Here is a 26,164-nt window from a genome sequence, read left to right on the forward strand (position 1 = left end):
CTCTCATACAGTCAAAACTTTTACTGTGGGCAATCTATAGATTTATACCCAATTCATATTCACAATTTGAAATACTTTACACCAAAAATAAAAAAACCGTCATCACAATGACGGTTTTCCTACAGTTAATTTACTTAAAGTATAAATTAACCTAGCTGATAGTTTGGTGCTTCTTTCGTAATAGTCACATCATGCACATGAGACTCTTTCATGCCTGCAGAAGTAATTTTCACAAATTTTGCATTTTGACGAAGGTCATCAATTGTTGCAGAACCTGTATAACCCATAGATGAGCGTAGGCCACCCATCATTTGATGTAGGATTGCACCCATAGTACCTTTATACGGCACACGACCTTCAATACCTTCTGGAACAAGCTTTTCTGCACCTGCTTTTGCATCTTGGAAATAGCGGTCAGCTGAACCTGAAGAACCTGCCATTGCACCTAAAGAGCCCATACCACGGTATGCTTTATAATAGCGACCTTGGAAAAATTCTACCTCACCTGGTGCTTCTTCAGTACCTGCAAGTAAAGAACCTACCATAATCGTACTTGCACCAGCACCAATGGCTTTAGACATATCGCCAGAGAAACGGATACCACCATCTGCAATAAGCGGAATTTGATCTTTAAGCGCATTTGCAACACTATCAATTGCAGAAATTTGTGGTACACCAATACCTGCAACAATGCGTGTTGTACAAATAGAACCCGGTCCAATACCAACTTTTACAGCATCGGCACCAGCATCAAGTAAAGCAAGCGCAGCATCGCCAGTCGCGATATTTCCACCAATCACTTGCACTTGTGGGAAGTTTTTCTTCACCCAGTTTACACGATCAATTACACCTGCTGAATGACCATGTGCAGTATCTACCACAATCACATCTACGCCGGCTTCAACTAAAGCTTCAACACGAGATGGTGTTTCTGCACCAGTACCTACTGCTGCACCCACACGTAAACGACCTAAATGATCTTTTGAGCTATTTGGGTAAGACTCTGCTTTACGAAAGTCAGTGACTGTAATTAAACCTTTAAGCGCTTGGTTATCGTCAACCACTAACACTTTTTCAATACGATGTTTTTGTAATAATGCTTGAATATTTTCTTTAGATTCGCCTTCACGCACAGTTACCAAACGTTCTTGTGTCGTCATTAAATTACTAACAGGCTGTTCTAAATTGGTTTCAAAACGTGTGTCACGCCCAGTAATAATCCCAACAACACGACCATCTTTAACAACAGGCAAACCGCTAATGTTATTTGCTTGTTTAATTGCAATCAGTTCACGTATTGTGGTTTCTGGTGTAACAGTAATAGGGTCTTTGACCATACCCGCTTCGAATTTCTTAACGCGACGAACTTCAGCCGCTTGTGCAGCAATATCCATATTTTTATGAATAATACCAATACCACCATTTTGAGCCATTGCAATTGCCATACGAGCTTCAGTTACCGTATCCATTGCAGCAGAAACAAGAGGAACATTCAGGTGGATATCACGTGTTAAACGCGATTTTAGAGAAACATCTTTTGGGAGGACAGTAGAATAGGCAGGCACTAAAAGGACATCATCGAAGGTTAGCGCTTCTTGAATGATGGTTAGCATAACAATCTCACTGGTTAATTCCGTGAGCTATTATAAACAAATTTTATTTTAAATTGCATCGTTTCTTTTAATTTCTTTTAAATACTTGATGTGATGCTTGTTTTTATCATATTTAACTGATTTAAAATAAAAGAAAAATGCAGTATTTTTAACAAATACTGCATTTTGGTTCTCTAAAGAACTAAAAATAATAATGTTGAATCAGCGTACTTATACCCACCAATAAGAAAATAACTGCTCCAATTTTATGAATGAGCGCAATTGGTAATTTTCCTGCCAAACGATCTCCAATAAATACAGCAGGTGCATTTGCAATCATCATTCCAATCGTAGTTCCTAGCAATACCGTCCAAATACTATCGAAACGTGCAGAAAGCGCGACAGTAGCAATTTGTGTTTTGTCACCAATTTCTGCAAGAAAAAATAAAATAAAGGTGGCACCAAACACACCAAAGCGTTGCCATTGATTAATACTTTCTTGACCGTCATCTAATTTATCTGGAATAAGCATCCAAATTGCCATACCAATAAAACCAAGTGCTAAAACCCACACCATCGTGGTTGGACTCACAACAGTGGTGAGCCACTGCCCCAAAACAGCAGACACCCCATGATTAATTGTCGTTGAAATAACAATTGCTGCTAAAATTGGAACAGGTTTTCTAAAACGTGCGGCAAGTAATAAGGCAAGAAGTTGTGTTTTGTCGCCCATTTCTGCAAGAGCAACAACTGCAACGGATATTAGGAAGGCATACATATATGTTTTCCTTGGCTGGCAATAGCTACCAATGATTCATCTCTCCTGCCAGCCAAAAAGTTGCAGAGTGATAAATCAAAGGTCTTGCCAACAAAAGAAAAATTTGGTTCTTTGCTATGATGACCATGTTCGATAGAACAAGTATGTTGATCATCATCTATTTACAATAACTGTAAATAGCGGCTACTCCCCAATGAAGTTACTGATAATTATATAAGTTTTTTTTAATATTGCAATCCCTACTAAAATGGTTGGTTTAATTTTATTTTGAAACAAACCTTAAAATAATCTTAATTATTTGTTTTATAAATTCTTATTGATTTATATTTATCGTTTTTAAATATAAAAAAGCCCCGCTAAAGCGAGGCCTTTTTATATGTATTATTTACAGTAAAAGTGAACGAATATCATTTAATAATTTCGTCAGCTTATTTGTAAATCGTGCTGCATCTGCACCGTTAATTACACGATGGTCATAAGACAGCGACAACGGTAACATTAAACGTGGATCAAAATCTTTACCATTCCAAACAGGTTGTATCGTTGCAGGTGAAATACCCAAAATCGCAACTTGTGGCCAATTTACAAGTGGTGTAAACGCTGTTCCACCAATGCTACCTAAACTCGTAATTGTAAAGTTTGCACCTTGTAAATCTTTTGGAGAAAGTTTCTTCTCACGCGCCTTTTTGCTCAGTTCACCCAATTCAATTGCAATATCTTTAATTGATTTTTGATCTGGATTACGAATAACTGGTACTGTCAATCCATCTGGTGTTGCCACTGCAATGCCCATATGAATTTCGTTACGAAGTAAGACACTTTTCTGATCATCTGCTAAATGTGCAGCAAAATAAGGCTCTTCTTTAAGAAGGTGTGCAACAGCTTTTGCAATAAATGCAAGAATGGTTAAGCTTATGCCTTGCTGTTTAAAGCCACCTTTAAGTTCACCGCGCCATGCTTCTAAGTCAGTAATATCAGCATGATCAAACTGTGTAACTTGCGGAATAAAGTTATTCAATGACAATTGCGGTACAGAAACTTGCTGTAGGCGTGTCATTGGCTTTTCTTCAACACCACCAAATGCCGTAAAATCAGGTAACTTTGGTAATCCAGCAGCTGGTGCTGTAGTCGTTGCTTCAGCAGTTTTAGGTTTTTCTGTTAAACGCTGTTTAACAAAAGCAAAAACATCTTCTTTCATTAAGCGTGCATGTGGACCTGATGCTTTCACTTCAGCAAGTACTACACCTAACTCACGTGCAAGTTTGCGTACAGCAGGGCCTGCATATACTTTGGCATTGTCTGCTTGTTGTTGCTTCGTTAGTTTTTCAGTAGATGAGTGTGCTTCGACAGAAGAAGTTTTCTCTACAACTTGTTGTGGTGCAGATGAAGCTTTAGGCGCAGTCGCTTGCGGTGCAACAGGCGCATTCACTTGTGATGCTTTTGAACTACCCTTCACCTCAATCGTTGCAAGTTTCACACCTTGTTTAACAGTCTGTCCAACTTCAACATGTAAAGCAGTAACCACACCTGACTCGGTACTTGGTACTTCAACAGTTGCTTTATCCGACTCTACAACAATAATGCTGTCATCTTTTTCGATCGTGTCACCAACTTTTACTAATATTTCAGCAATAGCCGCTTGATCAACACCAAGGTCTGGTACTGTCATTTCAACAGAACCACCTAATGCTTGAGTAGATGGTTCTTCTTGTACTTGCACTGTTGGCTCAGCAGACTTTTCTACTTGCTGAGGTGCCGATGTAACAGGGGCAGCATCTTTTGAAGTAGTTGTTGTTTTTAACTTAATAAGAACAACACCTTCTTGGATTAAATCACCTTCTTTAATTTCAATGCTTTCAACAACGCCTGCAGAGGTACACGGTACTTCAACGGTTGCTTTATCCGACTCTACAACAACAATACTGTCATTTTCTTCAATCGTGTCACCAACTTTGACAAGAATTTCGCCAACAGTTGCTTTTTCAACACCAATATCAGGTACTTGAATATCAACCACTTGTGAAGAAGTCGATGTCTGAACAGGCGCTGTTTCTACTTTTTCTTGGGTAGAAACTTGCGTTGCAGATGGTTCTACTTTCTCTTCTTTTTTTGGTTCACTTGGTGCGGCAGATTGTTGCTCTGAAGATGATATTTCAAGAAGTGGAACACCTTCTCCGATTTCATCGCCCTCTTTTACAAGAATTTTGGTCACTACACCTGCTGAAGTACTTGGTACTTCAACAGTTGCTTTATCTGACTCTACAACAATAATGCTGTCATTTTCTGCAATGGTATCGCCAACTTGAACAAGGATTTCGCCAACAGTTGCTTTATCGACACCAATATCAGGTGTTTTGATTTCCATGCTTAGTTCTCCTCACCTGCTTGATCTTCACGATACTCAGCAACGGGTTGTACTTCAGGATGCGCTTGTGGTGCCCATGCAACAGGACGATCCGTATCTAACTCAAATGATGAAATAGCATCTTTAACTAAGCGGTTATCTACTTCACCTTCGTCTGCTAGTTTCTTCAGTGTTGCAACAACAATATGTGCAGCATCTACACCAAAGTAGCTACGAAGGTTTGCACGTGTATCTGAACGACCGAAACCATCTGTCCCTAATGTTACATATGGGCGGTTGTCTGGAAGATATGCACGAATTTGTTCACTATAGGCACGCATATGGTCTGTTGCTGAAACAACAATACCATCTGTCGGGCGCAATTGCTGTGACACCCAAGATTCTTGTGCTGTTTCATCCATCGGATGTAGGCGATTATGTTCTTCACATACCATACCATCACGCGCAAGCTCATTAAAGCTTGTAACACTCCAAACGTTTGAGTGAATTTGGTATTCATCACGAAGAATTTTTGCAGCTTTAATCACTTCACGCAAAATAACGCCTGAACCGAGTAGCTGAACAGTTGCTTTTTCATCTTCTTCAAATAAATACATACCACGTTTAATTCCCTCTTCAACGCCTTGTGGCATTGGTGGGTGTTCGTAGTTCTCATTCATTAATGTTAAGTAATAGAACACACGCTCTTGGTCTGCGTACATACGTTTTAGACCATCATGCATAATTACAGCAAGTTCATAACCAAAACATGGATCGTAAGATACACAGTTTGGAATTGTTCCTGCAAGAATATGCGAGTGACCGTCTTGGTGCTGTAAACCTTCACCATTTAAGGTAGTACGACCTGCTGTTGCACCGAACAAGAAACCTTGTGCTTGTGCATCGCCTGCTGCCCAAGCAATATCACCAATACGTTGGAAACCAAACATTGAGTAATACATATACATTGGAATCATTGGCAAGTTATTGGTTGAATAACTTGTTGCTAATGCAGCCCATGCACTCATTGCACCTGCTTCATTAATTCCTTCTTGCAACATATGACCATCTTTTGCTTCGCGATAGTTCATCAGTTGCTCTTGGTCTTCAGGCGTATATTTCTGACCATGTGCAGCATAAATACCAAGCTGACGGAACATACCCTCTAAACCGAATGTACGTGCTTCATCGGGAACAATAGGTACAACATGATTTTTCAGTGCTTTTTCTTTAAGTAAAGCAGAAATTAAGCGCACAGAAACCATGGTAGTCGATTGTTCTTTACCACCACTTCCTTTTAACACAGCATCAAATACAGACAACTCAGGAATTGGTAAAGCAGCACTTTCTTTACGACGCGCAGGTAAGTAGCCACCGAGTGACTCACGGCGCGCTTTAAGATATTTCATCTCAGGTGAGTTTTCACTTGGACGATAGAATGGTAATTCTTCTAATTGCTCATCATTAAACGGCAGGTTAAAGCGGTTACGGAAGTATTTTAGTGATTCTAACTGCATCTTTTTAATCTGATGCGTCTTGTTCACTGCTTCGATTTCGTCAGAAAGACCATAACCTTTGACAGTTTTAGCAAGAATAACTGTTGGTTGACCATTGCTTTGTGTCGCCGCCGCATAGGCAGCATATACTTTATGAGGATCATGTCCACCACGTTGTAATGCGTCAATATCATCATCACTTAAGTGTTTTACAAGCTCTTCAGACTCAGGATATTTACCAAAGAAATGCTCACGTGTATAAGCACCACCTTTCACTTGATAACGCTGGTAATCGCCATCTACAGTTTCATCCATACATGCTTTTAGTGCACCTGAATGATCTTTTGCAAGTAGTGGATCCCACTGACGACCCCATACCACTTTAATAACGCGCCAACCTGCGCCACGGAATAAAGACTCTAATTCTTGTATAATCTTACCATTACCACGTACAGGACCATCTAGGCGTTGTAAGTTACAGTTTACAACCCAAATAAGATTATCTAACTTTTCACGCCCAGCAAGAGAAATAGCACCTAAGCTTTCAGGTTCATCCATTTCACCATCGCCAAGATATGCCCATACCTTACGGTCTTCTTCTTTAATCAAACCACGATTCATCAAATATTTTTGAATGTGTGCTTGATAAATTGACATAATTGGCCCAAGTCCCATTGAAACAGTTGGGAACTGCCAATAGTCAGGCATTAAATAAGGGTGTGGGTAGCTTGGTAAGCCATTTCCGTTTACTTCACGACGGAAATTACCCAGTTGTTCTTCTGTTAAACGACCTTCTAAGAATGAACGTGCATAAATACCAGGTGCGCAGTGGCCTTGGTAGTAAATCATGTCACCGCCAAAGTTATCACTATTGGCACGGAAGAAATGGTTAAAACCAACATCATAAAGTGTTGCCGAAGATGCAAAACTTGCTAAGTGACCGCCTAAATCGTCACCTGTTTTATTTGCACGTAACACCATCGCCAAGGCATTCCAACGGATAAGTGCACGAATACGACGCTCCATACTAGAGTCACCTGGCATAGCAGGCTCTTCTTCAACTGAGATCGTATTTAAATATGGCGTATTAAGACGCTGGATTGGGACATGCTTAGCAACAGCTTGCTGATACAATTTTTCTAATAAGAAAGCGGCACGTTCTGTACCCATATGTTGTAAAACAGAATCAAAGGCATCTTGCCATTCTTGGGTTTCTTGAGCGTCGGAATCACCATAATACGCCATATTTCACCTTTCCTTAATCATTATCAATAACCGCTTATAGTTTTACCATGTTTTCATGGCTATAAGTAATGGTTACATTTGAATACAACTATATCTCGACATTTCGTAAATAAATACCGATGGATTTAAACCACTTTAAACATAAAATTACGATGTAAGTCATTTTATGATAAAGCCCTATTTTTCTAGCTTATAGAGATTTTACTGGCCATATTATACATCAGTTTTTATATGCAACTTATGGCAACATTGCTAAATAAGTTTCAGGGTTTTTACGCTTTCCATCAAGTACAATTTCATAATGTAAATGTGAACCTGTACATCTCCCTGTACAACCTACTTTTGCAATTTCCTCTCCAGCCTCTACACGATCTCCTACTTTCACTAAAAGGCGTGAGGCATGTCCATAACGTGTAAGGTAACCGTTTCCATGGTTAATTTCTACAAATTGACCGTAACCTGTCACCCATCCAGCACGTACAACTAATCCAGAACCCGAAGCGACAATAGGTGTACCTGTCGGTGCGGCAAAATCAACGCCTGAATGACCTTCTCTTTTTCCAAACATCACACGCTCTCCAAAATCAGAGCTCATACGTGCGTTGGGTAATGGATGCTGTGTTAGCCAATTCATGACGGCATTTTTTTCTGAGAATCGGCTATTTTTCGCAGCAATATTTGAAACAACATTCGTCTTATCTTTTAAACGATTCTGCTGTTCACGTGATTCAGTTATTCGTTGACTACTATAATTTTCAATCAAATCTGCATAAGCAAAAGGGGTAGATGCAAGGACGGACAAGGCAAAAAAAATACGGCGCATAAATGTTCCCAATATGTGGGTTTAACCTAAATCGTTTCAGAACCCTTGTTTGAATACGCATAATTCCATTAACATCTCATTTGGTATTAAATGAGAGTTATGAAATGTCACAACCCACCAAGTTTTTCGAAACAGCAAATAAAAAAATAAATAAATCAAGTAACGTAAAACACTTAACCCAGCAAGTGGCTTACTGGCAAAAGCTTACAAAGATTATTCAACCCATATTGCCTCAACCAGAAGATTGGCAAATCGCATGTTATCAACATGGTATCTTAACAATTACTGGTGAAAATCAAGCAATGGTGAGTCAGCTCGGTTACCTGCAAAAAAACTATATACAAAAGTTATCTCAATTAGATGACTTTAAAGACTTAGAAAAAATCCATGTAAGGTTGCGCTTTCAGCCCAAACCCAAAGAAACTCAGAAAGATGCTGTTCCTCTTCCTCAAGAAACTCAAAGCATGCTTGAAAGTGCAGCAAGTTTTGTTACAGACCCTAAACTTAGCCAAGCACTACTTAACTTTGTAAACCGTAAAAAATAGACCACCCAATTATTATGGTTTTTATCTAAATGATCAATTTTACTTGCTATATTTCAATAGCCATAATTTTAAAATTAAATGCTTAAATTACACTAACATAAGGAATAGGACAGTTTTTTATATCATCAAATGTTACAATTTCATAAGAAGAAGGATCATTTTTAACATTGCGCAATAACTGATTATTTAGCGCATGCCCCGATTTATAAGCATCAAATTTTGCAATAACTTGATAACCTAACAAATAAAGATCGCCTACAGCATCTAAAATTTTATGACGAACGAATTCATCGTTATAACGCAAACCTTCTTCATTCACGACACCATTTTCATCTACTCCAATGGCATTTTCCAAACTTGCACCTAAAGCTAAATTATTCGCTTTTAAAAAATCTAAATCTTTCATAAAACCAAAGGTACGCGCATCACTTACTTCATACACAAAAGTTTCAGTAGAAAAATCGATGGTGGCCGATTGGTATTCTCTCGCAAAAGCAGGATGATCAAAATCTATTGTAAAGTTCAGCTGAAAACCTTCATGTGGTGAAAATTTTGCAGTTTTATCATTAATCTGAGCATCGATAGGTTTTAAAATTTTAATAAATTTTTTCGGGGCGTCTTGCTCAACAAGTCCACCTTGCATAAGCAAGTAAATAAATGGCCCTGCACTACCGTCCATAATAGGTGCTTCTGAGGCTGAAACTTCAACAATTAAGTTATCTATGCCTAGTGCTGCAATCGCACTCATCACATGCTCAATTGTACCTACTTTAAAGTCACCCTGAATCAGGTTCGAACACATAAATGCTTCTTGTATTAGCATTGCATCTGCAGGAATGTCTACAGGCGGATTGACATCTATACGACGAAAAACAATGCCCGAATCAACCGTATGCGGCACAAAATTAATCATGACTTTTTGTCCGCTATGCAAACCAATTCCGCTGGCTTTAACAACACGTTTGAGGGTACGCTGTTTCAACATCTGTACTCATCTTCTACCTATAAATCCGCTATACGTTAGCACATTTAGCCATTGATAAAAAAGAAAAAAGGTAGATGAAACACCTACCTTTTTTCAGATTAAACCTATCGGCTAAACAAATATTACCTACCTTGTTGTTTTTTAAGGTATTCTTGAATACTCATTGGACTAGGTCTTGAATTCGACTGTGCTGCCGTTGGCTCATGTTGTGATGCATTTTCAGCCTGTTGCTGTCTTTGAATCGCAGGAATCTCATCTTCAGACACTGGTTGCTGACGTGCAGCCTGTTGGTGAGCCGCCTGATGTACAGCAACTTTTGAAGGTCTAGATTCTTGCTTATTTGCATTACGTGTCAGACCAGTTGCGATGACAGTAACACGAATTTCATCGCGTGCTTCAGGGTCAAATACTGTACCGAAGAAAATTTCACCTTCATCTAAGTCAACAATCTGATTGACTACGTCAGTAATGATTTGGGTTTCACGTAAAGTAACGTCATTACCACCTGTAATATTAATGAGCGCACCCTTAGCATTCATAATATTTACGTTATCTAGCAATGGGCTACGAATAGCCAAACGAGCTGCCTCTTCAGCACGCTCAGGACCTGAGCTTTTACCCTCACCCATCATTGCATAACCACGTGTGCTCATTGCTGTTTTTAAGTCAGCAAAGTCAAGGTTAATATGCCCAGGACGCACAACAAGATCAAAAATACTACGTACAGCGCTAAGTAAAACATCATCTGCTTTACGATAAGCATCTTGCATTGAAATATCGCCATACACATTTAGTAGACGTTCGTTAGGAATAATAATTAACGAATCTACAAACTGTTCTAAAGCTTCAATCCCTTTTTCAGCAGATTTTTGGCGGCGACGACCTTCAAAGTTAAATGGTGTAGTCACCACACCAACCGTAAGTAGCCCCATCTCTTTAGCAACTTCTGCAACCACTGGCGCAGCACCTGTACCTGTACCACCGCCCATACCTGCAGTTACAAATACCATGTCTGCACCTTCTAGGTGCTGACGAATTTGCTCACGGCTTTCTTCTGCTGCAATTTGACCCACTTCAGGGTTTGCACCTGCACCCAAACCACGAGTGCTTTGCTCACCAAGTTGGATTTTAAAAGGTGCGTTCATACGATCGAGTGCTTGTTTATCTGTATTTGCACAAACAAACTTCACACCTTTAATGTCAGATTGCACCATGTGTTGAACAGCGTTACCACCGCCACCCCCAACACCAAATACAGTGAAACGGGCTTGACCGTTACCATCAACTTGTTCGTCGTCTAAAAATTCAAATGAGGCCATGACCTTGAGTGTTCCTAATGTTTATTGGCAGTCACTTGAGCCCGTATACTGCCTTGCACTTCATAACTAAAAATACAAATTTTTTTTAGGATGAAGCGAGAGGGTTACCTTTGTCAAGCATGAACGCTCTCACTTACAACATCCCAACAATGTCTAAACTGAATTTAACTCAAAAAATTGACTTCAGCTTATTGTTTAATGTATTCCATCCACTTTTTAAACGCTCTACAAACGTTTGATCTACTTCATCACTTTCTACATCAAATGCCTCTGATGTTTCACTCTGACTGTACATAAGTAACCCAGCTGCTGTTGCATACTGAGATCGTCTAAGTGCAGGAAGTAATTCATCTGCTGCTGTTACCGCAATTGGTGCGTTACCAAGATGTGCAGAAATACCAACGATTTTACGTGTAAAGCTAATCATACCTTCAATTTGACAAGCATCACCTGTTAACACAATACCATGATACAACCCATGAATGGCTCCTGTCGCCTCTAAGTCATAACGAACTTTATTTAAGATCTCTTCATAGCGCGCTATAATAATTTCACTGAGTTCTATACGACTAATTGTCTGAGGACCTTCAATACCATGCACTTGGATCATATGATCTGGCTTTACTGCATGTAAATCGATACAACCATGTAAAACTTTAAGTCTTTCCGCTTCTTCTGTCGTCGTCTGTAGGACAGCAGCAATATCTCGGGTTACATTTTCACCACCAATGGTATAAGTCTGTGTTAATGCAAGTCGACCATCTAAATATACAGCAACGTTCGTTGTACTTGCACCGATATCAATCAGACAAACACCATAATCTTTTTCATCTTGCAATAAACTTGCTTCAGCTATTGGCAGACAAGAAATAATCATCTTCTCGACGCCTATACTAGCACCTTTCATTGCACGATCTAAATTTTGCATCGTATGAATGGGTAACATCATCAACTGATAGTGACCAGTAATTTGCTGTGCAGACATATCTACAGGATTCACTACCCACTGATCCGTACCATCTAATTCAAAACCTAAAGGAACGGCGCTAGATAAGTAGTAGTCTGGTATAATATATTGCTCTTTTGCGAGCTCTAATGCACGCACAACTTCGTTTGTTGTAATAATTTTTTCTGGGTTAATAATAGATGTTGTGCCCACCGCATAAAAGCTTTTCAAATCAGTACTTGGAATAGAGACCCATGCTGAATGGATACGGCATTCAGCCATATCTTCAGCCTCGGATACTGCATTTTTTATTGCAGAAATCACTTTATCCAAACTTACAATTTTACCTTTACTCATTCCACGGTTTCGCGCGGTGGCCATACCCACAACTTCAATGTTGTCTGGTGCATGTACCTTTCCAATTAGAACAGCAATCTTATGCGTTCCAATATCTATTGCTACAACTGAGGAAACAGCGTCACTCATTACCTAATACCATTCATTTATCATTTAGTTTTGGCGTATTGACCGCCTGTTATATTAAAAAACCGCATATTATCACTTGGTCTTCTGTTTAGCTGCAATGCTACTGTCATTATTCGTTACAACAAATTGTCCATGAAATACTGGTGGACGTCCTTTCCATTGAATAGATAACCCATTTCTATAACGTAAATCAATTGTCGCGATTTGTGCCCATACTGGTTGTAAGTCTCTAGATGCCATTTGACTTAGACGTTGCAGTTTACTCATTGTTTGATCTTGGTCAACAATAATTCTTAAACCTGTATCAAACTGCATAAACCACGTCATCCGCTCTGTAAGATACAACTCCTTTAAGTGTAAATTTAAAGGTTGGAACAACTGATTAATCTCATTATATCTTCGCATCATTAATTGAGCCTGACTTGCAGGTCCATGCAGTAATGGCAGATTATTATGATTTTGCGGTACAGCTTCTTTAAACACCGTACCATTATCACTTAAAAGACGACCTGTTCCCCAGCGAGCCACAGGATGCTGAGGAATAATACGTAAACGAATCTGATCTGGCCATGCACGAGAAACAACCACATGGTCAATCCATGAAATTTCTAAAGCACGATCACGAATTTGCTCTAAATCTGCAGTAAAATAATTGTTTTTTACCACAGGTTGAACATAGCTCACTACCTGCCGTTTTTCTACAGAAGAATCAACACCTACAACATCCAAATCTGCAACATGTGCATCTGTAATCACCTTATACAGCCCATACACACCAACTAATGCGATGACAGTTGCAAATACAAGTAAAAGCCATCCACCAATATTTGCTATTTTTTCCTTTTTAGAGGGCGGCTTATCGTGAATAGATGTCACTGCTGCCGTACGTTTACGGCGCATTGCTGCAGGTAGTTGAGCCATAAACTAGTCAGCCACCTTAAGTGTTTGCTCTAAGATAGCCAAACATAATGCATCGAAACTGTAGCCAACAGCTTGCGCAGCTTTAGGAACAAGAGAGTGACTGGTCATTCCTGGTACAGTATTCACTTCAAGTAACCAAAAATTCCCATGTTCATCGCGCATTGCGTCTATACGTCCCCACCCACTTGCACCGACTGCCTGAAAAGCACGTAAGGTTAAAGATTGTAATACTTCTTCATCTTCACTAGACAAACCACTTGGAATACCATACTGCACATCATTACGCTGATATTTTGCATCGTAATCATAAAAAGCAACGTCTTCAGGTGGCTGTAGTCGAATAACAGGTAAAGCCTGACCATTTAAAACCACAATAGTATACTCTTTTCCTGTAATCCATTTTTCAGCCATAACAACATCATCAAGTGCCGTTGCTTTTTCAATAGCTAAAGCAAAGTCTTCTGCTTTTTCAACTTTGCTCATTCCAATACTTGAACCTTCATGTACTGGTTTAATAATCAATGGCAATCCAAGCGCATCAATCACATCTTTAGCTAAAGTATCTTTCGTTACAATACGATAAGGTGCTGTCGGTAAGTCACTTCCCTGCCAAATTTGTTTTGTTTTAACTTTATCCATACCAATGGCAGAGCCCTGTACACCTGTTCCTGTATAGGGAAGGTTCAGCCATTCAAGTACACCTTGAATCTGACCATCTTCACCACCTCGGCCATGCAGTACAATAAATGCACGATCATAGTTCACAAGTTCAGTGACAGAACGCACTTTAGGATCAAATGCTTCAGCCTCAACACCTGAACGCAATAAAGATGCAAGCACAGAGTTTCCACTGTCTAAAGAGACGTCTCTTTCAGCAGAACGACCTCCAAGTAACACCGCGACTTTGCCGAATTTAGAAGCATTTGACACGTTTATTTCCTTACACAATATGAATAAAAACCAGATAGCTTGAAATTACAGAAACAATTTTTTCTGTGCTAAATCTGCAGAAATAGCACCTACGTTACCCGCACCTTGTGTGAGCACCAAGTCATTGGACTGTAATACGCTTTTAATAACATTTTCAAGGTGCTTTTCATCAATTGGATCTATGAGTATTGGCTCGACCTGACCACGTAGACGAATACTGCGTGCCAATGCACGACTATCCGCACCAACAATTGGTTTTTCACCTGCTGGATATACTTCTAATAAAATAAGTTGATCAACCTCAGAGAGAACATCTACAAAATCGTCAAAACAATCTCGTGTTCTTGAGAAACGATGGGGTTGAAATACCATCACTAAACGTCGATCGGGATGGCTTTGGCGTGCAGCTTTAATCGTTGCATCCACTTCTTTCGGATGATGACCATAATCATCTACAAGTTTTACCGTCCCTTCATTAAGCGGATATTCACCTTGAATTTGGAATCTACGCCCAACACCACTAAATCCTGCTAAGGCACGACTGATTGCACCATCAGATACACCTTCATCTGTTGCAACACCTATTGCAGCTAAGGCATTTAAGATGTTATGTAATCCTGGCTGATTAATCGTTAACCGTAATGGCTCGTGACCTTTACGCAACACGGTAAAGTGTGACTGCATCCCATCTTGTAATATATCAATCGCACGAATATCGTTATCTTCACCAAAACCATACGTCAGTATAGGTCTTGCCAATCTTGGCATAATTTCTCTAATGTTTGCATCATCACCACAAACCACTGCCAAGCCATAAAATGGAAGACGTCGAGTAAACTCTACAAAAGTGTCTTTGAGCTTATCAAAGCTACCCTCATAGGTATCCATATGATCTGCATCTATATTGGTAATAATTGCTGCCATAGGTTGTAAATGCAGAAAAGATGCATCTGATTCATCTGCTTCCGCAACAATGAAACGACTTTCTCCTAAAGCTGCATTTACACCAGTACTATTTAGCAGTCCACCAATCACATATGTAGGATCAAAATTCTCTTCCGCAAGCATTGTAGTCAGTAAACTGGTCGTTGTCGTTTTTCCATGTGTACCTGCAACCGCAATACCATGACGATAGCGCATTAACTCGCCTAGCATTTCTGCACGACGCACTAAAGGGATGCGTTGTTCTATAGCCGCTTTGACTTCAGGATTTTCACGATCAATTGCTGTTGAAACCACAATCACATCAGCATTTTTTATATTGTCAGCAGCATGGCCAATAAATACTGCTAAGCCATCTTTTTCTAGTTGGGCTGTGGTTTTTGAAGCTTTAATATCAGAACCTGATACATGGTAACCTTGGTTTTTCAAAACCTCAGCTATACCACACATACCAGCACCACCAATACCTACAAAATGAATATGCTTAATACGACGCATTTCAGGAACTTTAATTAATTTTTTTGCTTGTTGAGCAGGGATTGCTGGAGACATATAACTCTCTAACTATAGTGTTTCAATTAAATGAGCGACTTTTTCTGTCGCATTTGGTTGCGCATGTTGACGCGCTTTTACTGCCATTTCAGATAATGATGCACGACTCATGAGTGGTGTAAGTACCTCAACTGCATGATCCACCGTAAATGTTGCTTGAGGACAAAGCTTTGCCGCACCTATATCAGATAAGAAGCGTGCATTTGCAGTCTGATGGTCATCTACAGCACTTGGTAGTGGAATAAAAATAGCAGCCACACCAGCGGTCGCAACTTCAGTAACCGTCAAGGCACCTGCTCGACAGACAATTAGATCCGCATCACTGTATGCTTTAGCCATGTCTTCAATAAAAGGAACAACATCTACCTGTATATGTTTTGGTAAATTTTCATACTGTGCTTGTGTTGCTTCTAGTTTTTGTTGACCACACTGATGTGTAATATGCAAAGGCACAGTCAACCTTTTAAAGGCTTCAGGCAAAGTTTCATTTAATGCCTGTGCTCCCAAAGATCCACCAACAACTAAAATGTTAAGCGGCGCATTTTCCTTTTCACGTTGTTCATAACGCCAAGCAGGACTCAATGTCTGTGCAATTTCACAACGTACTGGATTACCCGTCGTTACGACTTTTTCACTCTCAGGAAAAGTTTTTGGAAATGCCTGACATATTTTCTTTGCCATCCGTGCCAATTGAAGATTTGTAAAACCTGCAATCGCATTTTGCTCATGAACTAATACAGGAATACCGAGTGCACGTGCAGCTAAACCACCTGGCCCTGCAACATACCCTCCAAAGCTTGCAACAACGTCTATTTTTTGTTGTTGAATAATTTTAATTACACCTAATGTTGCTTTTAACACTTTAAAAGGTGCAACAATTTTTCGAATAAAGCCATTTCCTCTCACACCTTGAATATTTATACGATAAATAGGAATATTTTCATTTTGTAGTAACCTATTTTCCATACCATTTGGCGTTGCAAGCCATGAGATTTGATGCCCTTGTTGTTGTAATAATTTAGCGACGGCGAGCGCTGGAAAGACATGTCCTCCAGTTCCTGCGGCCATCATAAGAATATGTTTAGATTGGGGCTTTTGAGAATTGCTCACGTGTATAATACTTCAGCTATAAAACTATAGATTTTCGGGTCTTATTGTAATCATAAACTACTTATTGCGTGAACGATTTTCACATCGTTTAAACAAATTTAGTTAAATTTTATTGTCTATATAATAAATTCACTAAATTACTGTGTATCACACATTCAGTAATTTATGCCTTATGTAAAAACCAAGCTATTTTCAAGCAAATACTTGCAAAAGATGATTTTCACATAATGTACTTACTAGTCTACTCTGCATAACAGCCTTGTTACAAGCCAGCTTCTCTTTTTTTATTAAAAACACAAACAATCTCACAAAGATGAGCATCATCTAAAGAACACTCATCTTTGTTTTTTCGATTAAGCTGTTCGACCTTTTTCAAGGACATCAAACAAGGTATCGGCAATAGAGGTTCCAAATTGAGTATCAATTTCACGAATACATGTTGGACTTGTTACATTAATTTCAGTGACATAATCACCGATGACATCTAGTCCAACAAAAATTAAACCCTTTTCACGTAAAAAAGGACCAATTTGTGCAGCGATTTCTTTGTCTTTCTCTGTAAGTGGTCTTGCCTCCCCTCGTCCACCTGCAGCTAAATTACCTCGAACTTCACCATTTTGTGGAATACGTGCCAAGCAATACGGAATAGGCTCACCATTTACCATTAAAATACGTTTATCACCTGCAGTAATTTCGGGAATATAACGTTGCGCCATGATTGGCTGTTTACCTAGTTCAGTCAGCATTTCTAATGTTGAACCAATATTTGCGCCTTGTGCACTTAAACGAAATATTCCACTCCCCCCCATACCATCGAGTGGTTTTACAATCACATCTTCATGCGTTTGAATAAATTCACGAATGAGCGATTGCTGAGAAGTCACCAGTGTAGGAACCTGCAATTGAGGAAACTGCGTTGCGAATAATTTTTCATTACAATCTCTTAACGATTGAGGTCTATTGATTACCCACGCACCTTCTCTTTCTGCCTGCTCTAAGATATACGTTGTATATACAAAGTTCATGTCGAAAGGAGGATCTTTCCTCATTAAGATCACATCATATTCAGCCAAAGATTGCGATTGCTTCTCACCTAACTCATAGTATTTTTCTGATTTTTCAAAAACTTGAAGCGGTGAAATAAGGCCAAATGCTTTACCATGATTGATATATAAGTCTTGCTGTAGTACATAACCAAGCTCGTGACCACGGCGAGAGGCTGCCCATAACATTGCCATTGTCGAGTCTTTTTTTACATTGACTTGCTCAATCGGATCCATCACTACAAGTACACGCATTATTTTCTTCTCATTCAATTAAAATTTAGTTCATCATACTGCTATACACCCGTACGAGAAAAGGCTGCTGCTGCATCAAATAATTCTTTTTCAGGATAAACTCCTGTATATAGATAAAATTGTTCCAGTGCTTGTAAAGCGAACACTTCTGAACCAGAAATTATTTTTTTATTATATTTTTGAGCAACCTGAATTAAAGGTGTATTCTCAGGCAAGGCAACAACGTCAAAAATGATCTGGGCACGTTGTATTGCCATTTCTGAAAAAGAAAGCATTTGTTCATATCCTGCCCCCTGCATACCAATTGGAGTTGCATTAATTAATAGATCTATTTTGTCAGTCTCTGACAACTCTTTTTTCCAGATATAACCGGTTGCTTGAGCAAGTGCAGAACCTGACACTTCATTTTTTGCCAGAATGATACCTTCTTTAAACCCTTTATTTTTTAATGCAAAAGCTACGGCCTTGGCCATTCCTCCACTACCTTTTAAAACAAATGAACTACTCGGATTGATTGCATGTTTTTCAATAATTTTTTGTATTGCAATATAGTCAGTATTATATGCTTTTAATACGCCCTCTGTATTTACAATGGTATTTACAGAATGAATCTCTTGTGCAGATAAATCTATTTCATCGACTAAAGGAATAACAACCTCTTTATACGGCATGGAAACAGCACAGCCACGAACGGGTAATCCACGTACTCCTTGTATCGCTTGCTCAATACAATGCGGTGCAAAAGCTTTGTACATAAAATTCAAATTAAGCGCTTCATATAAATAATTATGAAATCGTGTCCCAAAATTACTTGGCTTAGCAGCAAGTGACATGCATAGAATAGTATCCTTGTTAATTCTCATCGTTTTTATTCCCTTTAAATATTATTTCCATGAGTATTGATACTAGCATTTCGAGCTTAAAACACATCACAAACGTCTTCATCTGTAAAATATTTACAACGATTGATTAAATTTAAAATATAGATCTGTCATGATGGCAAATTAATTTAATTTTTGAGTATTCAACTATGAAACTATATCGTTATCTGACAGGTGTAGATGACTCAGCATTTTGTGCACGTGTTACAAAAGCATTGAATTTAGGATGGGAGCTTTATGGATCGCCAACCATGTCATTTAATGGCGAAAATATAATTGTTGGACAAGCAGTATGTAAAGAAGTTACCAAAGACTATCAAGAAGATACCGATATTATTGCAGCACTCAAAGCCGAATCATAAAAAAGGAGCTTTTCAGCTCCTTATATTTTAAATACCGTATTTGACACGATAGGCTTGCATACCAGCAAGTGATTCTAGATCACCTTTTTGTTCTAAATAATCCATTAGATCTTTCATCGTAATAAGTGCATGTACTGGGATTTCTAATTCTTTTTGTACTTCTTGAATTGCAGAAAGTTCCCCTTGACCACGTTCTTGACGATCTAATGCAACCAATACACCTGCAATACTAGCACCTGCATTTTTCAGAATCTCAACCACTTCACGAATGGCTGTACCTGCTGTAATCACGTCATCAATGATCCATACTTTTTTGCCTGCCACTGAGGCGCCGACTAAAACACCACCTTCACCATGGTCTTTGGCTTCCTTACGGTTAAAACCCCATGGTACACTTTGGTTATATTGTTGAGATAAAGCAACTGCTGTTGCTGCAACAAAAGGGATGCCTTTATATGCAGGTCCAAAAATGACCTCCACATCGTTACATGTAGTTAACTGTGCTGCATAACCTTGCGCCAATAGAGACAGTGCTTCTCCATCATTCAAAAGGCCTGCATTAAAAAAATAAGGGCTCACACGTCCCGATTTTAAAGTAAACTCACCAAACTTAAGCACACCACGTGATAGAGCAAGTTCAATAAAAGCTTGTGGGTTAAATTGATTCGGCGTTGTCATGCGGTGCTCCATTTTTTAGATACTGAGGTCAAACTGGCATATGATACCAAAGGATCACTATCCAAGTGATGAAAAAATTCTTCGAGTTGTTTCTCTTAACGTCAATGGTCTACGTGCATCTGTGAAAAAAGGGCTTCTTGAATGGCTTGAGCAATCAGATGCAGATGTTGTTTGCATTCAAGAAAGTCGTATAACTCATGCGCAATGGACAGATCAATTTAAGCCTGAAGGATGGCACACACACCTATTTCCTGCTGAAAAAGCAGGTTATGCAGGTACAGCAATTTATAGCCGCTTACCTTTTGTGTCTGTAAAAGATGGACTTGGTTTCGAACTTGCAGACAGTCAAGGCCGTTTTACTGCTGCCGAATTTGATCTAGGCTTAGATAAAAATGTTTATATCTGCTCGCTTTACCTTCCATCAGGTTCTTCTGGTGATGAGGCACAAGCTAGGAAAGAAGTATTTCTAGAACACTATCAAAAGATTTTAAAGCAATGGCGAGATGAAGATAAATCGCTCATTATTTGTGGTGACTATAATATCGTTCATAAACGCATTGATATTAAAAACTGGTCAGGCAATAAAAACTCATCAGGTTGTTTGCCTCATGAGCGTGCATGGCTAGATCATATGTACGATGAGCTTGGCTATGTTGATACATTTAGAGAAGTACGCCCTGAGGCAGAACTTTATTCTTGGTGGTCAAACCGCGGGCAAGCCAGAGCAAAAAATGTTGGTTGGCGAATTGACTATCAAGCTTGTTCACCAGATTGGAAAGCACGTACTGTAAATGCTTGGGTCTATCGAGAACAGTGGTATAGCGATCATGCACCTGTCATTATCGATTATAAAATTGCATAACGTCTAATCATTAGTTTTTTTTTCAAAATGAAATAGATGTTTTATTCAGCAATATCTATTTCATTTTATGAGATATCTTTATATTTATAATCGTTTTATAAAATCGTAGCTGTATGATATACCTATATATTTCGATAATTCATTTAATTTGTGAACACTCGTTCACTCAGAATAGGTTCATCACCTACAACTTTTGTCGTTTTTGAGTCTATGCTTTCTGTTCAAATAAGCGCAATATAAGGGCACGGCAAAGGGATATGTCAGGATGACAGCACAAGGATTGGAAGCCGTAGGATGGAAAAAAATAAGTTAACTCGTTAATTTATTTTCAAGGATGTGACACTGGACGTTAAACCATGAGACCCGCATAATCAGGATGATATAATGCGGGTTTTCTCTATTTTATATCACAAAAATATTTTTTCCAAATCACCTCTAGAGATCTACTCTATTCTTAGATAGGCTTGTACTTATATCACTAGGAATAGCACAACTATGTTAAAGATTTATGGCATAAAAAATTGTAGCTCAATGAAGAAGGCTTTCGATTTATTGGCACAGCTCGAAATATCATATGAATTTCATGAATACAAAAAGTTAGGAATAGATGAAGAGCATTTAAAGCAGTGGCTAGAAGAAGCTGGGCAAGATGTTATTTTAAATAAAAAAGGGACGACTTGGCGAAAACTAGATGCTCAGGCACAAGAACATGCATTAGAAAGCGAAACCCAACTAATTAAAACTCTTCAAGCCAATACCAGTATGATTAAAAGACCTGTACTAGAAACACCAAATGGATTAATTGTTGGATTTAATGAAGATGCCTACAAAGCCCTAAAAGATTAAGCCTTTGACTTTAAGTCTGCATATGTATATGCAGACTTAAAAGATTTACATTTATTGAACACGTTGCCAAATTTGATTACGACCCAACAGTGAAATACCCAAATAACCTCTCAATTTAAGCGTCTTTCCCTGATTTAGAATTTCACCCTTTAAGCTATAAGTCTTACCATTTTTAGGATCGGTAATTTCGCCATTGGCATATTGTCCGCCACCAATACTTTTTAAATGATGTACGATACTTACACCTTTTAAAGGTTTGTTATGATAAGGTCCTTCACATCCTTCGCATGGCCCATCTTCACCAGGTACTAAAATTTTTTCAATGGTTCCTAAAAGCATGCCATCTTTTTGCTCGGAAAAACGAACTAAAGCTTTTGGCTGATTTGTTTCATCATCAATCGTTTTCCACAGCGTTCCGTTTAAAGGGTCTGCAGCATGTACGGTCACCGCTGCACCAAGCATACTTAAAATTAAGCATAATTTTTTCATTTATACATCCTCAATCACATGAACCTATCGTTCGGACACTTAAATTAAAAACAATATTGCAGTTTTGTCATGTGACGAACGAATGTTGGCCTGACATAATACATATTATATGTATTCTAAATTTAGATGACTTATTTTATAACAAATAAAGGAAATGAATATGCAAGAAATGTGGAAGCAATGGCTTACAGAAGCTTTATTAAAAACAACCATACGTTACCCAAGTCAAGGGCGCTTCTCGCCTCAAATTAACCGATTTTATATTAATCATGCAACGTCTATTTTTCCATTACATAAACAAGATATTACTGTTGAAAAGAGTCAGCTTGCAGGACTAAATATTGAAAAAATTACACCCACCATTCAAACCAATGAATATGTTATTTTATACTTACACGGTGGTGGATTTCATATAGGTTCATTAAAAAGTCACCGCGCATGGTTATATCGTCTTGCTCAAGTGACCCAAACACAGGTCATTCATCTAGAGTATCCGCTTGCTCCTGAAGTACCTTTCCCAACATCAAGTGAATCAATTTATAATGCTTATTTGGCATTACTTGAGTCTGGTGTAGATGCCCAAAATATTATTCTCGCTGGAGATGATAGCGGTGCTAACCTTGCACTTGCTTTAACACAACGATTCATACGCAAACAAAGTGTCCCCCTTCCTCGAGCATTAATGTTGTTTTCACCATTTTTAGATCTTACACTCACAAGTAGATCTATACGCTCCAACCAAAAGCACGATGCTCTCACCTCTCTACAATTCTTACAAAAGAGTATTCATTACTATACTGCTAATACCAACTTTGAAGCAGATGATCCTAGAATTTCGCCATTGTATGGTGATCTAACAGGTCTACCACCTCTACTCATTCAAGTAGGCAGTAAATCTTTATTACTTGATGATGCAAAACGATTAAAAGAAATGGCCGAAGCAGTAGATATTACTGTGGACTACCAACTATATACAGGGATGTAGCATAACTTTTTTATGTTTAATGAGTGGTTTGAAGAAGGAAAACAAGCGCTTGTAAATACTAGAAGTTTTATTGAAGAACTATAAAAAAGGAGGCTTTTATGCCTCCTTTTTACTTATGATTCTTTAAGTAATTTAAGTTGTTGAATTAGCTGTGGTGCCTCAAACTCACCGACCAAACGTAAACCTCTTTTTTCTTGATGTGTAGCATCTAAAAATAAGTACGTTGGTGGCCCTAGAATATCCCATTTTGCCAATAAAGCTTGATGAGAAGTATCGTATTGACTTAAATCAAGTTTGATTAAATAAAAAGGTGTTAAAGCATTTTGAACATTTACTTGCTTTAAAATATGATGCTCAATAGGCTGGCAAGCCACACACCATTTTGCATATACATCAATAACAATTGCTTGTCCATGAGGTGCATTTTTCAATAGCTGTTCAAACTCTTCTGCATTTTTTGCAACATGCCATTTCACTTCAGCATCGGTCGTGACTTGTGAGTTTTGTGCATATTGATATTGTTGATATCCAGCACCAGCAATAACAGCTAAAAGCAAAAGACTAAATAATATTTTTAACCCTTTCGTATATTTTAAAATGCCATATATGAGATAAATAGCAAAGCATACATAAAGTAGCCATGCCACCAGATGCATGGTCACAGGAGAAAGGAGGGGTCTTAAAAAGTATAAAGCTAGACCTAGCATAATAAATGCAAATACCACTTTAATCTGTGACATCCATTCACCAGCTTTCGGTAAAATTTTTGTACCTAAAATACTAACTAAAAGCAGTGGAACTCCCATTCCAAAACCAAGAACAAAGAGTAAAATAGCGCCATGCCACTGATTCTGCGTTTGTGCAATAAAAAGAAGTGCACCTGCCAGTGGTGCTGTCATACAAGGGCCAACAAGTAAGGCAGAAATAACCCCCATGACACTTGCGCCAATAAAAGACCCCCCTTTTTGCGTAGACTGTACTTGATCTAAACGAGAAGTCCATGACTGAGGCAGTTTAATTTCAAATAATCCAAATAGATTAAGTGCAAAAACAATAAATAAAATACTAAAAGCAATCAGTGTTGCAGGCTGTTGTAGCCAACGCTGAAATCCTAAACCTGCATATGAGGCAACCATGCCCAAAATTGCATATACACATGCCATACTGCACACAAAGACAAGTGCGATTGCCCATGCCTTTGTACCTGTTTTTTCTCGTATAATTAAAGAGCTTAGAATGGGCAACATGGGCAACGAACACGGTGTAAATGCCAATAATATACCTAGACCTAAAAATAAAATGAGTCCATATATAAAAGAATGATCGTGAAGCCGTGTAGATAAAATTTCATCTTCGGCAACAGCATTCTTATTGGTCTTTTCCCCCACCACTTTGCTTTCAAATGACTGACTATTTGTCTGGGATGTAATGACTTTATTTTCTTCAGATTTCTCAGATAAGCCAAGTAACGTCGATTTTCCAATAGACTGATTTTGATCTAGCACCAAACCATCACGGTCAGTTTTGAACTGGGTATGCTGTGGAGGGTAACAGAGCCGATCTTTCGCACAGCCCTGCCAACTCACATCGTATGTTGCATTGGCGCTCGTTTTTATATTTAAACCGACTTGATTAAAATAAACTAAACTCTTTCCAAAGGTCGCATCGTGTTGTGTAACCGCCTGAGGAAAATTGAGTTGAACCGTCTTGCCATTTTCTTGAATGGTAAATTTTTGCTGATAAAGATAATAATGTGGAGCAATACTCCAAGATAAAGATGCCTGCTGATGATCCAAGGCATTTGCAGAAAATTGAAATGCTTGTGATGCAGGTAGTAATGGCTCTTCTGCATGGCTTGTATGCACTATGCTAAAAAGTAAACAGCACTGCGTAAATATCCACAGTGCTGCAAAAAACTTGTTTTTTATAAAACCCATGTTTTGTCCAAATGCTTAAAACACACTAGAACAGGAATGATACGCCAAATCCACCCTTATAGTCAGGTACATCACCACTGAGTCCAGCACCAATACTTGCATCGAATTGCATACGATTGTTCAGTGCATAGATAACACCAGTAGCTACAGATGTTTGAATATGTTCACTTTCTTGTTTTCTATAAACAAATTCAGAGTAGCCAGACCATTTTTTTGACAATTTGTAACTTAACGTAGGTACAGCGGTTACCGCCCAGTCACTATTTTGCATTTCATAGCGCATAGTAATGCCTGTGGTTAAAATATCATCTTGTGCATACTGGACACTTGATGAAACTGCATAGATATTGTCGTGATTAGAAAACTCTTGATTACCTGTAGCAATAACAACTTGCCCTAAAAGAGCCATCGTCATTCGGTCATCATGTAAATCTACGGCTTTTTTCAAACCAACGCTCATGTCACCTGAGCCATTAACTGTAGTTTTCTTACCATTTTGCGTTGTTTTTAGCCAAGTAGGCCCAGCCCAACCAAGCTGTAACTCCATATCCTTTGTTAAACCTGTACGAAATACCATGTCTTCTTGTAAGGAAACAGATTGCTGTTGGTCATTTGCAATACTCGCTTTTGTATAGCTTGCTGAAGGCAAACTTTGTTCCCATGCTAAACGCCCTACAGGGGTAATTCCTGTGCCAAACCCAGTACCAGGACGATCAAAAGAAAAACTGTCTGCAAATACATGTCCAGTTGAAAACACGACAGAGGTCAGCATTGTTATTTTGAATAGCTGTTTCATATTTATATCCAATTTT

Annotated in this window: 23 protein-coding genes and 1 riboswitch; of the genes, 5 read left to right on the top strand and 18 right to left on the bottom strand. The window is 38.6% G+C overall.

What is annotated here, in order from left to right:
- Positions 1 to 146: 146 nt before the first annotated feature.
- The 5 genes from guaB to I2F23_RS07480 all read right to left on the bottom strand — a co-directional run bounded on the left by guaB (position 147) and on the right by I2F23_RS07480 (position 8,278).
- The gene (gene guaB / locus I2F23_RS07460) at positions 147 to 1,613 is read right to left on the bottom strand and encodes an IMP dehydrogenase (RefSeq protein ID WP_195771952.1); all 1,467 of its coding nucleotides are present in this window, start codon (positions 1,611 to 1,613) and stop codon (positions 147 to 149) included.
- Positions 1,614 to 1,794: 181 nt separating this feature from the next.
- A complete protein-coding gene (locus tag I2F23_RS07465) occupies positions 1,795 to 2,370 on the bottom strand; it encodes a TMEM165/GDT1 family protein (protein WP_195771953.1) in 576 nt (191 codons plus the stop codon).
- 73 nt (positions 2,371 to 2,443) lie between these two features.
- Positions 2,444 to 2,574, bottom strand: a riboswitch (yybP-ykoY riboswitch).
- Between the two features lie 181 nt (positions 2,575 to 2,755).
- The gene (locus tag I2F23_RS07470) at positions 2,756 to 4,735 is read right to left on the bottom strand and encodes a 2-oxo acid dehydrogenase subunit E2 (RefSeq protein WP_195771955.1); all 1,980 of its coding nucleotides are present in this window, start codon (positions 4,733 to 4,735) and stop codon (positions 2,756 to 2,758) included.
- 2 nt (positions 4,736 to 4,737) lie between these two features.
- Positions 4,738 to 7,455, bottom strand: a complete 2,718-nt coding sequence (gene aceE / locus I2F23_RS07475; RefSeq protein ID WP_195771956.1) for a pyruvate dehydrogenase (acetyl-transferring), homodimeric type — start codon at positions 7,453 to 7,455, stop codon at positions 4,738 to 4,740.
- A gap of 238 nt (positions 7,456 to 7,693) precedes the next feature.
- Positions 7,694 to 8,278 carry a M23 family metallopeptidase gene (locus tag I2F23_RS07480; protein ID WP_195771958.1) on the bottom strand — a complete coding sequence of 195 codons (585 nt, stop codon included), beginning with the start codon at positions 8,276 to 8,278 and terminating at the stop codon, positions 7,694 to 7,696.
- Between the two features lie 104 nt (positions 8,279 to 8,382).
- Between I2F23_RS07480 and I2F23_RS07485 the strand changes: the two genes are divergently transcribed.
- Positions 8,383 to 8,823, top strand: a complete 441-nt coding sequence (locus I2F23_RS07485; protein ID WP_195771959.1) for a DUF721 domain-containing protein — start codon at positions 8,383 to 8,385, stop codon at positions 8,821 to 8,823.
- Between the two features lie 82 nt (positions 8,824 to 8,905).
- On the opposite strand, the gene lpxC is transcribed toward I2F23_RS07485, so the two are convergent.
- The 9 genes from lpxC to I2F23_RS07530 form a co-directional block, all read right to left on the bottom strand.
- Entirely contained in the window at positions 8,906 to 9,808 is a 903-nt protein-coding gene (lpxC, locus tag I2F23_RS07490; RefSeq protein WP_195771961.1) for a UDP-3-O-acyl-N-acetylglucosamine deacetylase, read from the bottom strand.
- A 122-nt stretch (positions 9,809 to 9,930) separates the two neighbouring features.
- Positions 9,931 to 11,127, bottom strand: a complete 1,197-nt coding sequence (gene ftsZ, locus I2F23_RS07495; RefSeq protein WP_195771963.1) for a cell division protein FtsZ — start codon at positions 11,125 to 11,127, stop codon at positions 9,931 to 9,933.
- Positions 11,128 to 11,296: 169 nt separating this feature from the next.
- Entirely contained in the window at positions 11,297 to 12,559 is a 1,263-nt protein-coding gene (ftsA, locus tag I2F23_RS07500) for a cell division protein FtsA (RefSeq protein ID WP_195771965.1), read from the bottom strand.
- A 72-nt stretch (positions 12,560 to 12,631) separates the two neighbouring features.
- Positions 12,632 to 13,480, bottom strand: coding sequence for a cell division protein FtsQ/DivIB (locus I2F23_RS07505; RefSeq protein WP_195771966.1), 849 nt, complete (start codon positions 13,478 to 13,480; stop codon positions 12,632 to 12,634).
- A gap of 3 nt (positions 13,481 to 13,483) precedes the next feature.
- Positions 13,484 to 14,410 (bottom strand): D-alanine--D-alanine ligase, encoded by a 927-nt coding sequence (locus I2F23_RS07510; protein WP_195771968.1) that lies wholly within the window; start codon positions 14,408 to 14,410, stop codon positions 13,484 to 13,486.
- 45 nt (positions 14,411 to 14,455) lie between these two features.
- Positions 14,456 to 15,904, bottom strand: a complete 1,449-nt coding sequence (gene murC / locus I2F23_RS07515) for a UDP-N-acetylmuramate--L-alanine ligase (RefSeq protein WP_195771970.1) — start codon at positions 15,902 to 15,904, stop codon at positions 14,456 to 14,458.
- 12 nt (positions 15,905 to 15,916) lie between these two features.
- Positions 15,917 to 17,014, bottom strand: coding sequence for an undecaprenyldiphospho-muramoylpentapeptide beta-N-acetylglucosaminyltransferase (gene murG, locus I2F23_RS07520; protein WP_195771972.1), 1,098 nt, complete (start codon positions 17,012 to 17,014; stop codon positions 15,917 to 15,919).
- A 353-nt stretch (positions 17,015 to 17,367) separates the two neighbouring features.
- A complete protein-coding gene (gene gshB / locus I2F23_RS07525; RefSeq protein ID WP_195771973.1) occupies positions 17,368 to 18,312 on the bottom strand; it encodes a glutathione synthase in 945 nt (314 codons plus the stop codon).
- A gap of 41 nt (positions 18,313 to 18,353) precedes the next feature.
- Complete coding sequence (locus I2F23_RS07530) at positions 18,354 to 19,175, bottom strand: shikimate 5-dehydrogenase (RefSeq protein ID WP_195771980.1); 822 nt, start codon at positions 19,173 to 19,175, stop codon at positions 18,354 to 18,356.
- A gap of 167 nt (positions 19,176 to 19,342) precedes the next feature.
- Here I2F23_RS07530 and I2F23_RS07535 point away from each other — a divergent pair, with 167 nt between their 5' ends.
- Positions 19,343 to 19,555, top strand: a complete 213-nt coding sequence (locus I2F23_RS07535; RefSeq protein ID WP_195771981.1) for a DUF1737 domain-containing protein — start codon at positions 19,343 to 19,345, stop codon at positions 19,553 to 19,555.
- A gap of 27 nt (positions 19,556 to 19,582) precedes the next feature.
- Here the strand turns inward: I2F23_RS07535 and pyrE are convergent, their stop codons facing one another.
- A complete protein-coding gene (gene pyrE / locus I2F23_RS07540; protein ID WP_195771982.1) occupies positions 19,583 to 20,233 on the bottom strand; it encodes an orotate phosphoribosyltransferase in 651 nt (216 codons plus the stop codon).
- 40 nt (positions 20,234 to 20,273) lie between these two features.
- On the opposite strand from pyrE, the gene I2F23_RS07545 reads away from it, so the two are divergent.
- Entirely contained in the window at positions 20,274 to 21,095 is an 822-nt protein-coding gene (locus I2F23_RS07545; protein ID WP_195771983.1) for an exodeoxyribonuclease III, read from the top strand.
- A 495-nt stretch (positions 21,096 to 21,590) separates the two neighbouring features.
- The gene (locus I2F23_RS07550) at positions 21,591 to 21,941 is read left to right on the top strand and encodes a Spx/MgsR family RNA polymerase-binding regulatory protein (protein WP_195771984.1); all 351 of its coding nucleotides are present in this window, start codon (positions 21,591 to 21,593) and stop codon (positions 21,939 to 21,941) included.
- A gap of 51 nt (positions 21,942 to 21,992) precedes the next feature.
- Here I2F23_RS07550 and I2F23_RS07555 read toward each other — a convergent pair whose 3' ends face one another.
- The gene (locus tag I2F23_RS07555; protein ID WP_195771985.1) at positions 21,993 to 22,430 is read right to left on the bottom strand and encodes a DUF2147 domain-containing protein; all 438 of its coding nucleotides are present in this window, start codon (positions 22,428 to 22,430) and stop codon (positions 21,993 to 21,995) included.
- A gap of 160 nt (positions 22,431 to 22,590) precedes the next feature.
- On the opposite strand from I2F23_RS07555, the gene I2F23_RS07560 reads away from it, so the two are divergent.
- On the top strand, positions 22,591 to 23,415 hold the full coding sequence (locus I2F23_RS07560; RefSeq protein WP_407648007.1) for an alpha/beta hydrolase: 825 nt from the start codon (positions 22,591 to 22,593) through the stop codon (positions 23,413 to 23,415).
- A gap of 113 nt (positions 23,416 to 23,528) precedes the next feature.
- On the opposite strand, the gene dsbD is transcribed toward I2F23_RS07560, so the two are convergent.
- Together dsbD and I2F23_RS07570 are read right to left on the bottom strand one after the other, a co-directional pair.
- The gene (gene dsbD, locus I2F23_RS07565; RefSeq protein ID WP_195771987.1) at positions 23,529 to 25,352 is read right to left on the bottom strand and encodes a protein-disulfide reductase DsbD; all 1,824 of its coding nucleotides are present in this window, start codon (positions 25,350 to 25,352) and stop codon (positions 23,529 to 23,531) included.
- 25 nt (positions 25,353 to 25,377) lie between these two features.
- Complete coding sequence (locus tag I2F23_RS07570; RefSeq protein ID WP_195771988.1) at positions 25,378 to 26,148, bottom strand: transporter; 771 nt, start codon at positions 26,146 to 26,148, stop codon at positions 25,378 to 25,380.
- Positions 26,149 to 26,164 lie beyond the last annotated feature (16 nt).

Source organism: Acinetobacter pollinis (assembly GCF_015627175.1).
GTDB lineage: Bacteria > Pseudomonadota > Gammaproteobacteria > Pseudomonadales > Moraxellaceae > Acinetobacter > Acinetobacter pollinis.